We start from the raw sequence: 13,418 nt of genomic DNA, 5'->3' as shown, positions 1-13,418 counted from the left end.
CCCGAAAACCGCTCACACTTTTCGGCATCATGCTCTATTGCTTACAATAGCATCCGCGTGGGCTCAATGATTCCGGGGAGATAAACCGGCATGACGGAACTAAGGTCTATACTCGACGAGGCCGTGCGCCAGGACCTGATTTCGCCAGAGGCTGGCGGGCGCCTCTTGCCGTTCTTGAGCGAGCGCGGCGTCGCTGTCGTCGAAGAGCGGGCAACGAGCGCCGAGGGGCCGGCCTGGTCGGATACGGAGACGCCGCGCTTCGTGCGAGGGTTCCACGACGTGCTGATCACCATCGGAGTCATCGTGGCGCTTTGCGGCCTCTGGGGGCTTGCCGCACTTTATGCTGTGCTGCCTGCCATCATCGTGCTTTCGGAAATCCTGGTGCACCGCCAGCGTCTCGCTTTGCCGGCTGTCAGCCTGACGATCGCGCTGTTCTGCTGGACAGGACTGCTGATGTCCCATTTCTTCCCGCCGTGGACGCCGACCTCCCAATCCTTCGGAGCGGAGGCGACGCAGTTCGTTGCCGGTTTCCCGATCCTTCTCGGCGCCTATTATGCCCGCTACCGCGTGCCGCTGTCGCTGGCGCTCTCTATCATGTCGGCGCTTGCTTTCGTCCTCACCCTGCTGTTGCGGTTGGTGCAATGGGCAAGCGGCAATCCGGCGTTTTTCCTCGATCATCCCGTCGTGCTGGCGCTGGTTGCCCTGATGTGCGCGCTCGGACTGTTTGCTCTGGCGCTTTTTTTCGATCTCGGCGACCGGCTGCGGCGGACAACGCGTTCGGATATCGCTTTCTGGCTGCATCTCGGCGCGGCGCCTGCGCTGCTCTACAGCACCGTTTCCCTGCTGTCGTTCGGGGCAGGCGTCCGTATCTTTGACGTCGGGAACATGTCGGCGCGGACACCCGTGGTCGTCACGACGGTGGCGGCGCTGATGCTGATCGGTCTCGTCATCGACCGGCGCGCCTTCGTGACGTCGGGGCTGCTGTCGCTTGGCGTCGCGATCTTCAGCGTCTTCCGGCAGGGAAGCGCCACAGCCGATACCTACATCTTCACGACGCTGATCGTCGTCGGCGCGATCGTATTGATCATCGGCACCGGCTGGATGGCGCTTCGGCGGCTGGTGCTGCGAGCACTGCCGCAGGCGATCGCAAACAGGCTGCCGCCGGGTTGAGGCGGCAGCCAATTCCTATCAGGTGTTGAAGCGGAAGTGGATGACGTCGCCGTCCTGGACGACGTATTCCTTGCCTTCGTCACGCGCCTTGCCGGCATCCTTGGCGCCGGCTTCGCCGTTGTATTTGATGTAGTCGTCATAGGCGATGGTATTGGCGCGGATGAAGCCACGCTCGAAATCCGAATGGATGACGCCGGCGGCCTGCGGCGCCTTGGTGCCGCGCTCGATCGTCCAGGCACGCGTTTCCTTCGGGCCGACGGTGAAATAGGTGATGAGGTGGAGCAGCTTGTAACCGGCGCGGATCAGCCGGTCGAGGCCTGCCTCGTCAAGGTCGAGGGCGGAGAGGAATTCCTTGGCCTCATCCTCGGGAAGCTGAGCGACCTCAGCCTCGATCGCCGCCGAGATGACGACGGTCTCAGCGCCCTGTTCCCGAGCCATGACGGCGACGGCCTCGGTGAATTCATTGCCTGTGGAGGCCTCGGCCTCGGCGACGTTGCAGACGTAGAGCACAGGATGCGAGGTCAAAAGGTTGAGGCTCTTGAGGATTGCGATTTCCTCGGCATCGAGCGTCGACAGCAGCGTGCGCACCGGCTTGCCTTCATTCAGGAGCTTCAGCGACGCGTCCATGATCGGCAGCATCGCCATCGATTCCTTGTCCTTGCCGGTGGCGCGCTTGCGCGTCTGCTCGGTGCGGCGCTCCAGACTTTCGAGGTCGGCGAGCATCAGCTCGGTCTCGATCGTCTCGGCATCGGCGACTGGGTTGATGCGGCCTTCGACATGGGTGATGTCGCTGTCTTCGAAGCAGCGCAGCACATGGACGATGGCATCGACTTCGCGGATATTGGCGAGGAACTGGTTGCCGAGGCCTTCACCCTTCGAGGCGCCGCGCACCAGGCCGGCGATGTCGACGAAGGAGATGCGGGTCGGGATCAGCTCCTTCGACTTGGCGATGTCGGCAAGCTTGCGCATGCGCGGATCGGGCACGGCGACTTCGCCGGTGTTCGGCTCGATGGTGCAGAAGGGATAGTTCGCCGCCTGTGCCGCGGCCGTCTTGGTGAGTGCGTTGAAGAGGGTCGATTTGCCGACGTTCGGCAGGCCGACGATGCCGCATTTGAAACCCATGGCGAATACCTGCTGTTCTTAAATTCGTTGCTGGTGCCTATGGGATAAAGGAGCAATGTGGTCAAGTCTTAGAGAGCTTTTACCTTGCTCACTTGCCGATGGATTGGTGCTGACCTATTCTTGACGGCGACGGGGATTTCGGCGCACGGCGTATGTCGCCACTATGCCGGTTACCACTTGACCCTCTCGATGCCAGACTGGCGCTGCTGCATTTAAAACGGGGAATTGCGGCGACGGTCCGTCGAAAACTCGTCATCGACAATGACGAAATGGTTTTGACATTTCCTGACCCATGTCAACGGGTGGATTTTTCCGATGAGTGACAATGACATTGCCCTTAAGCCGAAGACCAAGGTGAAGCTGAAGCTGGACAAGCCGAAGCTCTACAAAGTCATTCTCGTCAATGACGATTATACCCCGCGTGAGTTGGTCATCGTGATCCTGAAGTCCGTCTTCCGTATGAGCGAGGAGGCTGGCTACCGGGTGATGATGACTGCGCACAAGCTCGGCTCCTGCGTGGTCGTGGTCTGCGCCAGGGATATTGCCGAGACCAAGGCCAAGGAGGGCATAGACCTTGCGAAGGAAATGGGCTTTCCGTTGATGTTCACGACGGAGCCGGAGGAATAAGTTCGGATTCAGGGCCGGCGGATCTGAAAGCCGGTCTTACCTCGCACGAAGCCGCAGTTTTCGTAGAAGCGATGCGTTGCCGGGTTCGTCGAGCCGGTGAGCAGCATCACCTTGTAGCAGCCGGCCCTCCAAGCCTCAGTCACAGCATGGCCGATGACGCCGCCGGCATAACCGCGCTGGCGGTGATCGGCATGGGTGACGACGTTTTCGATCAGCGCATAGGAGGCGCCGTTCCGCGTCAGGTTCGGCACGACGATCAACGTGGCGGTGGCAGCGGCGAGATCGCCTGCAAAGCCGATGAATACGGTCATGCCGGGCTGAGCGAGGATGGCGGAGAAGCGTTCTTCGGCCATGGCTTGGTCGAGAACCGGATCGGCCGGGTTCAAATGCTGATAGAGGAGGGTCAATCCCGGTAGATCGCTTGCAACGGCGGCGCGGATGGCGACATTCTGCTCCGGCACCGGCCTTATTCCCCCTTGTTGCCGAACATCTTCTTCAGAATATCGGCCATCGGGCCGGTGGCCAGCACCTTCGGCTGATTGTGATTGCGGGCCTGGTGGATATGCGACTGGCCGGCCGGCTTCTTTTCGGTCGTCTTGGTGTCCTTCCGCGGCTTCTCCTCCTCGGCCTTGCCGCCGAGCGCCAGCGCGATCTTGTTCATCAGTTGCGAATCTTCGTTTCGCACCAGCATGTCGGCATTGTCGGCGAGGGTATCGAGAAGCGGCTCCAGCCAGACCTTGTCGGCCTTGGCGAAATCGCCGAGCACGTGGTTCTGCACCATTTCCTTGATGCCGGGATGGCCGATGCCGAGGCGTAGCCGCCGGTACTCCTTGCCGCAATGGGCATCCAGTGACTTGATGCCGTTGTGGCCGCCATGGCCGCCGCCGGTCTTCAGCCGTGCCTTGCCCGAGGGAAGGTCGAGTTCGTCATAGATCGCGACAAGATCGGCGGGCTGGAGCTTGTAGAAGCGCATCGCTTCGCCGACGGCCTCGCCGGAGAGGTTCATGAAAGTCTGCGGCTTGATCAGCAGAACCTTCTCGCCGCCGAGCTCGCCCTCGGCGATCTCGGCCCTGAATTTCTTCGACCAGGGCGAGAAGCTGTGACGCCGATGAATGGCGTCGACGGCCATGAAGCCGATATTGTGGCGGTTGCCGGCGTATTTACCGCCGGGATTGCCGAGACCCGCGATGATCAGCATGGCCTGTCGTCCTCGCTTAACTTTTGCCCACGTTCACCACCCGGAAACGAAAGCAAAGTCAAGCGGAAAGGGCAAGCCCGCCCGCCGCGTCACTCCGAAAGGTTCATGCCGTATTTCAGGAAGATCTGTTTTTGGTCGCCATCGGCGATGAGCTTGTCGAGGGCAGCCTGCATCCTGACAAGCAGATCGTCCGGAAAGTTCTTCTCGCAGGCGATGCTCATCGGCTGGGCGGAAAGTACGGTCACCATTTCCACCGGCTGGTCGGCCTTCAGCTTTTCGAAATAGAGTTCGGAGATCGGCATCATGTCGATGCGTCCGCCGAGCAGCTTGCGCAGCGTCGCGTTGAAGTCGCTGGCGACATCGAGCTTGGTGAAACCCTTCTCCTTCAGGATCGTCTCGGTATAATCCTCGCGCTGCGTGCCGATGGTGTATTTCTTCGCCTCGTCCAGATTGTTGGCGGTGACACCCGAACCCTTGCGGGTGATCAGGATGTTGCGATCGATGAGCAGTGGCTCGACCCATTTGAACAACGGGTCGCGGGCGCCATTGTGGGCGGTCGCGAAGACACAGGTCATCGGCGCCGTGCGGGCGAGGCCGAAGGCGCGCGCCCACGGCATGATCTCGATCGTGTAGTCGACGCCGATCGCGGCCATCACCTTTTCGACCTGCTCGACCGTCGCGCCCTTGATCTCCTTGCCGTCGCGATAGTTGAAGGGTGCGTAATCCTCGGTGGTGAAGGTCACCGTTTGCGCGTGGGCGGCGCCGGGCAGCGCCAGACATGCGAGAAGCAGCAGCTTTTTCATCATATCATTTCCTTCATGAGGCGCGTGCGACGGCCGATTCCGAGGCCATCAGTTGCTCGATCAGCATGGCTGCGTGCTGCGGACGATGGAAGAGGTAGCCTTGGCCATAATCAAGCCCCATCTGGTGAAGCGTGCGGCATTCCTCTTCGGTCTCGATGCCCTCGGCGATGACGGTGCAGTTCATCTTGTGGGAGAGCGTGGTAATGCCTTCGATCAGCATGCGGCTCTTCTGGCGCACGTCGTCATCACCGTCGTTGATGGCGCGGGTGAAGGACTGATCGATCTTGATGATGTCGACAGGGAAGCGGTTGAGGTAGCTCAACGACGAATAGCCGGTGCCGAAATCGTCAAGCGCGATGCGGCAGCCGAAGCGGCGAAGCTCGGTGACGATCATACGGATCTGCGGGTTGTCGTGCATCAACACGGCTTCGGTGATCTCGACGACGATTCGCTCGGGGCGGATGCCATGGCGACCGACGATGGCAGCGAGGCGGGCCGGCAGCGCCGGCTCGAACTGCAGCGGCGAGAAGTTGATGGCGAGATAGGTATCTTGCATGCCTGGTATGCGGGAGATCTTGGCGAGATTGCAGATCGCCTTTTCCATGATGACGTTGCCGACGCGGACGATCTTTGCCGTCTCTTCGGCGACGCTGATGATCTCGGCCGGCGGCATCAAGCCCTTGTGCGGATGGTTGAGGCGCATCAGCGCTTCGAAGCCGGCAATACCGCGACCGTTCAGATTGACGATCGGCTGCAGGAAGGCCTCGAACCAGTTGTCGACGAGGCCGGCTTCGATATTGGCCTCGATCTCCGCGCGGCTGCGGGCCCGGTCGAGCATGGCGTTGTCGAAGAGCTGCGCGCCATTCTTGCCGTCGCGTTTCTTGGCATACATCGCCAGGTCGGATTTCTGCAGCAGTTCGGCCGCGGTTGCAGCATGGTGCGGATAGATGGCGATACCGACGGAGGCACTCAGATGCATGTCGGGGGCGAACGGCGTTTCGAAGATCGAGGCGATCTGCTCGCACATCACCTTGGCGCGTTTTTCGGCGTCTTTGGCCGGCAGCAAGATGGCAAATTCGTCGCCGCCGAGACGGGCCGCCTCATCGGAGGGGGCAAGATAGGTCTTCAGACGCTCGACGAGTTCGATCAGCGCCATGTCGCCGGCGGCATGGCCCATATTGTCGTTGATCCATTTGAAGCGATCGAGATCGACAAAGAGGCAGGCGAGCTCCTGGCCTGCCGCGTCGGCGGCGGCGATCTTGTTGTCGAGGACGGCTTCGAAGCCCTGGCGATTGAGAAGCCCGGTCAAATGGTCGGTGATCGCCTGGCGGTGGTTGCGATCCTCGGAGGCCTTGAGTTCGGTCACATCGGTCATGACCGATAGCGAGAGACGGTCGTGAACGCCGGCTTCCGCCTCCGATTCCATGATGAGGACGTCCATGATGCGGCCATCCAGGCAGACGAACTTGACCGTGACGGTCATGCCGCTCTCAGCCAAGCGGCGCTTGAGGAACTTGTCGCGGGTGGTTGATGTGACCAGATCGGCGAAGTTGCGGCCGATGACGGCGGCGCGGTTATATCCTGTGGCAAGCAGCCAGTAATCGCTGACGGCGGTGATGCGACCTTCCTCATCGAGCGAGAAGAGCATGGCGGGCGTCAAATTATAGATGTCGGTGGCGCGGCGGTGGGCGAGCTTCAGCTCCTTTTCCTCGCTTTCAAGCTTGGTCTGCATCTCGTTGAAGCTGCGGGCAAGCCGCCCCATCTCGTCATTCGACTGCCAGTCGACATGATGACGGGAGCCCAGCTGGCGGGTGGCCTCGATGGCTGCCGTCAGCCGCATCAGCGGCTGGATGACGAAGAAACGGTTGCCGATCAGCGCGGTGCCGAAAACGGTCAGCACCGCGAAGATGAAGATCGAGATGAAGACGACCTCTTCCTGCTTCAGGCCGGAAAACAGACCGAGCGCCGGATAATAGACGCTGATGCTGCCGAGGTTCTTCGGACCGTCGACGGTGTTGTAGATGATGGCACGCGACACCTGGACGAGCTTGCCGTCGAAGGAGCGCGGAATGGTGGACTGACTGATGTCGAGCTGGCCCGACTGGTCGCGCACCTCGACCTTGACGATGGCACCCTGCGAAACGACCGTCGCGCTGATCTGGGTGACGCTCTCCTCATCGAGATCCCAGAGCGGCTTTGCCAGCGCCTGGGCATTGGCGACAAGAAGAACGGAAATATGATCGCGTATTTCCTTGTCGGCTCGTTCCGAGGAAAGAAAAAGGAAGAGAACAAAGAGGGGAGCGACAAAAACAAGCAGCGCTCCGCAAACTATCGCAAAAAATCTGTTCTCAACGGAATTGTTCATCGGTTCCGTCTACTCCCCCAGGCCGGCCAAATTTGCTGCTGCGTGTTCGGGCAGGCTTCTTCGCAGCTGACGGGGCATGCTTTCACGAATATATTAAATTTGCTGAAACGCAGGCCTTTGCTGGGCAATGAAAAGCCCGCTCTCCAGGGGAAAGCGGGCCATATGCTTTACAAATTGGTCGAAGCGATCAGGCTTCGGCTCCGCCTTCTGCAGCGGTCTCGTCAATGCCGCCGGCCGGGGCAATGATGGTCGCGATCGTGAAGTCGCGGTCGATGACCGGGGTGACGCCCTTCGGCAGGGTGACTTCCGAAATATGGATGCTGTCGCCGATCTTCTTGCCGTTGAGGTCAACGTTGAAGAATTCAGGGATCGCATCGGCCGGGCAATGAACTTCGACTTCATGGCGAACGATGTTCAGAACGCCGCCGACCTTGATGCCCGGGGACTTCGCTTCATTGATGAAGTGAACGGGGATTTCGACGGTCACCTGGGTGTTGCCGGAGACGCGCAGAAAATCGACATGCATCGTGAAGTCACGGACCGGATCGAGCTGATAGTCCTTCGGCAGAACCTTGTACGTCTTGCCGTCGACTTCGATCGTCGCCACGGTGGTCATGAAACCACCGGCATGAATGCGCTTCGTCACCTCATTGGTGTTGAGAGCGATGGCAATGGGGGCCTGCTTGTCACCATAGATGACAGCGGGAATTAAACCGTTGCGGCGAAGTTCACGGGCGGACCCCTTACCAACCCGTTCGCGCGCCTCGGCCTTGAGCTCGTAAGTTTCCTGGCTCATGGCTATTCCTTTCGAGGTTATTTGGAGAGTTCGACGGCGGGCAAAAGCCTTGCTCCGACGAACCGGAGGCGGGTATGACCCAACCTCATCCGCATTGCCTCCAAGGGTGTCTACGCGGACCGGTGGCCTATATTATAAGTCGCTCGGAAACGCAAGTTACGGATTGAGGGTGTTTTCCGCTGGTATCCGCCCTTCGGCAAGCGTAGCTGCACTCGACATCGAGTGATGACATCGACGGTGATGGAAGCGGCAAAATTGCTATTCCCACTGCGGTCGAGGTTGACATCGGCGCGCTTCACCTCTTTGGATGCCGCATTCAAAAAGCGGTTGAGGAGAAATCGGACTATGCGTCTCAAACTTGTCACGGCAACGAGCTTGCTGGCACTTTGCCTTGTCACTACGGCGCAGAGCGTCGAGATCAACCAGGACGGCGCCAATGCGGTCAAGGATACTCTGACGAAGCTGCTTCCCAAGGAGTTGGCGAAGAGCGGCCTGGTCACCGTCAATCCGGCGGGCACGCGCTACGAGATCATCTACGATCTGGCGAAGCTGCTGACCAAGGTCGATCCGGCGACGTTCACGATCAACGGCCTGGCGCCGTTCTCGACGTTCGCCACACCGCTCGATAGCGGCCTCTGGAACATCGAGGGTGACAACAAATTCAACGTCTCCGGCCATTTCAAGGGCAAGGACGAGAAGCCGACGGATTTCTCCTATTCCATCGCGTCGCTTGTTTACGCCGGCGTCTTCGACCCTGCGATCAGCTATCTGCGCTCCGGCACCTCTACGGCCAAGGACATCAAGCTCACCAGCAAATCCGACACCGACGAAGTCAACGCCAGCATCGCCAGCATGGACCAGAAGCTGAGTTCGACGGACAGCGCAGGCGGCAACGGGCGTATCGATCTTACGGGCAGCGGCTCGATGTCGACTTTCGTCGAGCAGGTTTCCGGCGCGCAGATGCCGCCCGTTGAAATCCGTGCCGACTCGATCAATGTCGAGGCCAAGGTGAACGACCTGCCGGTTAAGCAGATCCGCGAGATGGTCTTCTTCATTCTCGATCATGTCGAAGAGAAGGAGTTGAGCCCCGAAAACAGCGGCAAGATCAAGGGAATCCTCAAGGAGGCCTTCCCACTTCTCACCTCGTTCAGTGAGACGATCGGGGTCAACAATCTGACCGTCAACACCCAGATGGGCAATGGCGGCGTCAAGGCGTTCGGCTATAACGTCGCCATGGATGGGCCGAGCGACGCCATGCGTTTCGGCTTCGGCATGAATGCGCAAGACATCAGCCTCGACAGCCCGTTGATGCCGGCAAGCTATTCGGCCTTCATGCCGACCAGCTTCGATCTGCAGCTTGCTGTTCCTAACCTGGATTTCGCAAGTTTTGGCGATGCCTTCATGGCGATGGATTTCAATGACAAGGCACCGGAGACGAGCGGCGAGGAGATGGGCAAGAAGCTCTTCCGCGACGGCCAGCTGACAGTCGAATTTCCGAAGATCAGCGCCAAGTCGGATGTCTACGATATCGACATGACTGGCAAGATCGAAGGACGAGTCGATAGCCAGAAGGACTATTCGATGGAGGCGACCATCCTTGCCCGCGATCTCGACAAGACGATCGCCGCGGTCCAGGAGCTTGCCAAGACGGATCCTGATCTCAACCAGGTCTCCTTCGGCATCATGATGGTGAAGGGCTTTGCCAAGACCGATGCGGATGGACGCTCGCGCTGGGATATCAGCATCAGCCGCGATGGCGCGATCGCCGTCAACGGGCAGGTGGTCAAGGGGCCGGACGGTCCGGATCAAGAGCAGGGCCTGGAGCCAGACCAGGAGCAGGAGCCGGATCAGGGTCAGGACGCGGTACCGCCGCAGCAGCCCTGAGCGTTATCAATCCGGATAAGAAATAAAGAGGCCGGCCTTGTGCCGGCTTCAGCCTGTTGACCAACTCCGTTCTTTACCCGGCGTCATCCACCGCCTAGTGCGACTGCTGTCCGGTTCTCGCGGATGGCTGCCCTCGCCCTAGCTAGCTCGCGACCGGGGTCGAGCCGCTGGTCTCGACCCGTCCTTCGGACCCCCGTAAACGGGGCGAGGGGACGTGCCAAACGCAGCGTCGAGGGTACGGAAAGCCGGTGCGACACATCCTTTCGCCCCGCGTGCGGGGAGAATCGGAAATAGCCTGATCCATCTGATGCAGAGATTGAAAGAGCCGGTCAAATGCCGGCTCTTTTTAATCGAAGAGGCTGGAGACGGACTCTTCCTGGGCCGTTCGGCTGATGGCTTCGCCGATCAGCGGCGCCGTCGTCACGATGCGGATATTGTGCGCCGAGAGCACGGCCGTGGTCGGCTGGATCGAATCCGTGATGACGAGTTCGCGAAGCTTCGAGGAGGTGACGCGGGTGACGGCGCCGCCAGAGAGAACGCCGTGGGTGATATAGGCGGTAACGCTGGCGGCCCCCTTGGCCAACATCGCGTCGGCCGCGTTGCAGAGCGTACCGCCGGAATCGACGATGTCGTCGATCAGCAGGCAGTCCTTGCCGGTGATGTCGCCGATGATGTTCATGACTTCTGAGTCACCCGGCCGATCGCGACGCTTGTCGACGATGGCGAGAAGACAGTCCAGCCGCTTGGCAAGCGCCCGGGCGCGAACCACGCCGCCGACATCGGGTGAGACGACCATGACGTTGCTGAGGTCGTAATGGCTCTTGATGTCGCGCGTCAGCACGGGCATGGCGAAGAGATTGTCTGTGGGGATATCGAAGAAGCCCTGGATCTGCCCGGCATGAAGATCGAGCGTCATGACGCGGTCTGCGCCGGCTTCGGTAATGAGGTTTGCGACCAGCTTGGCGGAGATCGGCGTGCGGCCTGAAGCCCGACGGTCCTGACGCGCATAGCCGAAATAGGGAAGCACCGCGGTGATGCGGCGGGCCGAGGACCGACGCATCGCGTCGATCATGATCAGCAGTTCCATCAGGTGGTCGTTAGCGGGAAAGGCGGTGGGCTGTACGAGGAAAACGTCCTCGCCGCGCACATTTTCCTGGATTTCCACGAAGATTTCCTGATCGGCAAACCTTCGAACACTGGCTCTCCCCAAGGGAACGTTGAGATAGGTGCAGATCGCTTCGGCGAGTTGCCGGTTCGAATTGCCTGCGAAAACCTTCATTTTGGTCCGCCTGTTATGCGCTGATAGCCGCGCTTTTTAGCCAGCTTCCCCGTGAATGCAAGGGGAAAGGCGCCACAGGCATTCATATTTGCAAAAAGTTTGTGACTAACCGCCCTGCGCCTGCCGCCACGAGGAGAATTCCGCGATGGTTTTCGAGCCGATCTGTTGCATCACCGAGGCAGGAACGCCCGCCCAGGGGTCGGCCGCCGCCGTTGGCACGCTTTCCTGCCCCTGGATGCGGTGCAGGCGGCCGCCGCCATTGTCGAGAATGTCCCAGACATAGACCACGGTGACCTTGCCGTCGTCGCTGAAGGCGGAGAGATAACCTTTGAGAATGTAGTCGCTGCTCGCGTCTGTCGAGCTCTTGATGGAAAGGCCGTGCGCGCGGGCCTCGGCGCCGAGCTGGCGCGAGAGCGGCGTCACCGCCTGCACCGGTGCGCCGATGATCGGCAGGAAGCGCACCGTGTTGCCCCGGCTAGAGGAGGCGCCGGCGTTGAGAGCGGCGGTCTGTTGCGGCTGTTGCGCCTCGGCCGGTTGCTGCGTCGACTGTGCGGGAAGTTGTTGTCCGTCGGAGGCCGGCGGTGGCAGCGATTGTCCCTCGATCGGGGCGGAGGCGGCGGGCGAGGAACTGCTCCGCGACAGGGCGTCTGCCTGCTCCTGCATTGTCGTCGGCGGTGCGCCGGTGCCCGCCCGATAGGCTTGCTGCGACTGATCATAGGCTGGATGGTAGGTGCGCGGCTGCGAATTTCCGGCGAAGACCCGTTGACGGGAGCCCGCCAGATCCTCGGCCTCGCTCTGCGTCACCGGACTCGACGACGCGCGGCCGGAAGAATCGCCGATATCGACCTGCGGTGTCAGCGCATCGGTGGTATTGCAGGCGGTCAGCAGCGCCGTGACGACCAGGAGCGTGGGCACAATCGCAGCTCGCGTCATCCCTTTTCCGTCCTTCCCATCGCATCAGCCCCGCCCAAATTTATGCGGGTGGGGGCAGGCGTCTGTCAATTCCGGATTCTCAAGGGTCAAAGACCGATGAAATCGAGCGGATGGCGGGACAGCGCGCGTGGCGCATCCGCCGTCGTCAGATAGGTCTGGCCGAGCGTCATCGCGGTGCCCGTGTCGGAATCGGCGATGATCATGTGCACGAAGAGCGACATGTTCGGCTCGATCGGCTGCGGATTGCCGACATGGAACATCTGATGCTCCATCCAGGAGGGCGAGAAGCGGGCGCCGAGCGAATAACCGCAGGCATTCAGCCGGTGGCGGGCGAGGCCGCGCTCGTCCATGATCCTGGCATGCATGTCGAAGACATCGCCGAAGGTGTAGCCGGGCTTCAGAACGGTCTCAATCGCCTCGATGGTTTCGCGGCAGGCATTATAGAGCTCGCGGTGGCGTTGCATCGGCTCGCCGATGACGATCGTGCGCATCATGGCGGCATGGTAATGCGCGTAAGTGCCTGCCCATTCGAGCGTCAACTGGTCGCTGGCGTCGAGTTTGCGGCGGCCGGCCTTGTAGCGGCAAAGCAGGGCATCGGCGCCGGATCCGATGATGAACTCGTTGGCGGGATAGTCGCCGCCGCCGGAAAAGATCGCGCCCTGCATGGCGTCGAGGATATCGGCCTCGTCGGCGCCGGGTTTTGTCAACCCGATCGCGGCATCGAGCGCATCGTCGGCGAGGACGGCGGCGCGCTCGACATAGGCGACCTCGGTCGGGCTTTTGACGAGGCGCAGGCGGCTGACGAGGTAGGAAGCGTCGGTGATCTGACCGAAGGTGGTCAGTTGCGCGTCGAGCAGGCGGGCGACGCGGCCGGTCATGCCGTGCGTATCATATTCGACGCCGATGCGGGCGCCGAGCAGATCCATCTCGACCAGCAGGTTCTTCAGGTCGAGTGTCGGATCGGCGTTGATCCGGTCGACCCAGATATGGATGTCCTCGAGGATCGAGGTATGCCTGGCCTGGCGAAGATCGGCAGAGCGGGTGATCAGCGCCATGGTGCCGTCGCTCTTGACAACCAGCGTCTGGAAGAAGCAGTAGCCGAAGGTGTCGTAGCCGGTCAGCCAATACATGCTTTCCTGAGCGAAGAGCAGCAGGGCGTCGAGCTTTTCTTCCTTCATCTTCTCGGTGAGGCGCGCAAGCCGGCTTGCGAATTCGGCCTTTTCGAAGTGCAGTGCCATTCT

At 60.8% G+C, this 13,418-nt stretch carries 12 protein-coding genes; 3 read left to right on the top strand and 9 right to left on the bottom strand.

The window, feature by feature from the left end:
- The first annotated feature begins 90 nt into the window (after positions 1 to 90).
- Positions 91 to 1,170, top strand: coding sequence for a hypothetical protein (locus tag GR197_RS22500; RefSeq protein WP_164013569.1), 1,080 nt, complete (start codon positions 91 to 93; stop codon positions 1,168 to 1,170).
- Between the two features lie 18 nt (positions 1,171 to 1,188).
- On the opposite strand, the gene ychF is transcribed toward GR197_RS22500, so the two are convergent.
- Positions 1,189 to 2,292 (bottom strand): redox-regulated ATPase YchF, encoded by a 1,104-nt coding sequence (ychF, locus tag GR197_RS22495; RefSeq protein ID WP_164013567.1) that lies wholly within the window; start codon positions 2,290 to 2,292, stop codon positions 1,189 to 1,191.
- 315 nt (positions 2,293 to 2,607) lie between these two features.
- Here ychF and clpS point away from each other — a divergent pair, with 315 nt between their 5' ends.
- Entirely contained in the window at positions 2,608 to 2,919 is a 312-nt protein-coding gene (gene clpS, locus GR197_RS22490) for an ATP-dependent Clp protease adapter ClpS (RefSeq protein WP_164013565.1), read from the top strand.
- Positions 2,920 to 2,927: 8 nt separating this feature from the next.
- On the opposite strand, the gene GR197_RS22485 is transcribed toward clpS, so the two are convergent.
- The 5 genes from GR197_RS22485 to GR197_RS22465 all read right to left on the bottom strand — a co-directional run bounded on the left by GR197_RS22485 (position 2,928) and on the right by GR197_RS22465 (position 8,081).
- On the bottom strand, positions 2,928 to 3,389 hold the full coding sequence (locus GR197_RS22485) for a GNAT family N-acetyltransferase (RefSeq protein WP_164013723.1): 462 nt from the start codon (positions 3,387 to 3,389) through the stop codon (positions 2,928 to 2,930).
- The gene (gene pth / locus GR197_RS22480; RefSeq protein ID WP_164013563.1) at positions 3,386 to 4,117 is read right to left on the bottom strand and encodes an aminoacyl-tRNA hydrolase; all 732 of its coding nucleotides are present in this window, start codon (positions 4,115 to 4,117) and stop codon (positions 3,386 to 3,388) included. Before pth ends, GR197_RS22485 begins: the two co-directional genes overlap by 4 nt.
- 89 nt (positions 4,118 to 4,206) lie before the next feature.
- Positions 4,207 to 4,920: a substrate-binding periplasmic protein gene (locus GR197_RS22475; RefSeq protein ID WP_164013562.1), complete on the bottom strand. Its 714-nt coding sequence runs from the start codon at positions 4,918 to 4,920 to the stop codon at positions 4,207 to 4,209.
- A gap of 13 nt (positions 4,921 to 4,933) precedes the next feature.
- On the bottom strand, positions 4,934 to 7,285 hold the full coding sequence (locus tag GR197_RS22470) for an EAL domain-containing protein (protein ID WP_164013560.1): 2,352 nt from the start codon (positions 7,283 to 7,285) through the stop codon (positions 4,934 to 4,936).
- A gap of 187 nt (positions 7,286 to 7,472) precedes the next feature.
- Entirely contained in the window at positions 7,473 to 8,081 is a 609-nt protein-coding gene (locus tag GR197_RS22465; protein WP_164013558.1) for a 50S ribosomal protein L25/general stress protein Ctc, read from the bottom strand.
- Between the two features lie 345 nt (positions 8,082 to 8,426).
- Here GR197_RS22465 and GR197_RS22460 point away from each other — a divergent pair, with 345 nt between their 5' ends.
- Positions 8,427 to 9,965 carry a hypothetical protein gene (locus GR197_RS22460; protein ID WP_164013556.1) on the top strand — a complete coding sequence of 513 codons (1,539 nt, stop codon included), beginning with the start codon at positions 8,427 to 8,429 and terminating at the stop codon, positions 9,963 to 9,965.
- Positions 9,966 to 10,311: 346 nt separating this feature from the next.
- On the opposite strand, the gene GR197_RS22455 is transcribed toward GR197_RS22460, so the two are convergent.
- From GR197_RS22455 to GR197_RS22445, 3 genes are all read right to left on the bottom strand, one after another.
- Entirely contained in the window at positions 10,312 to 11,244 is a 933-nt protein-coding gene (locus GR197_RS22455; RefSeq protein ID WP_007631088.1) for a ribose-phosphate pyrophosphokinase, read from the bottom strand.
- A gap of 105 nt (positions 11,245 to 11,349) precedes the next feature.
- Positions 11,350 to 12,177: a hypothetical protein gene (locus GR197_RS22450; RefSeq protein WP_164013554.1), complete on the bottom strand. Its 828-nt coding sequence runs from the start codon at positions 12,175 to 12,177 to the stop codon at positions 11,350 to 11,352.
- An 86-nt stretch (positions 12,178 to 12,263) separates the two neighbouring features.
- Positions 12,264 to 13,415, bottom strand: a complete 1,152-nt coding sequence (locus tag GR197_RS22445) for a M24 family metallopeptidase (protein ID WP_164013552.1) — start codon at positions 13,413 to 13,415, stop codon at positions 12,264 to 12,266.
- Between the last annotated feature and the right edge of the window lie 3 nt (positions 13,416 to 13,418).

This window comes from Rhizobium phaseoli (assembly GCF_010668805.1).
In the GTDB taxonomy this organism is placed as follows: domain Bacteria; phylum Pseudomonadota; class Alphaproteobacteria; order Rhizobiales; family Rhizobiaceae; genus Rhizobium; species Rhizobium phaseoli_A.
This window is presented reverse-complemented; position numbering and strand designations above follow the sequence as displayed.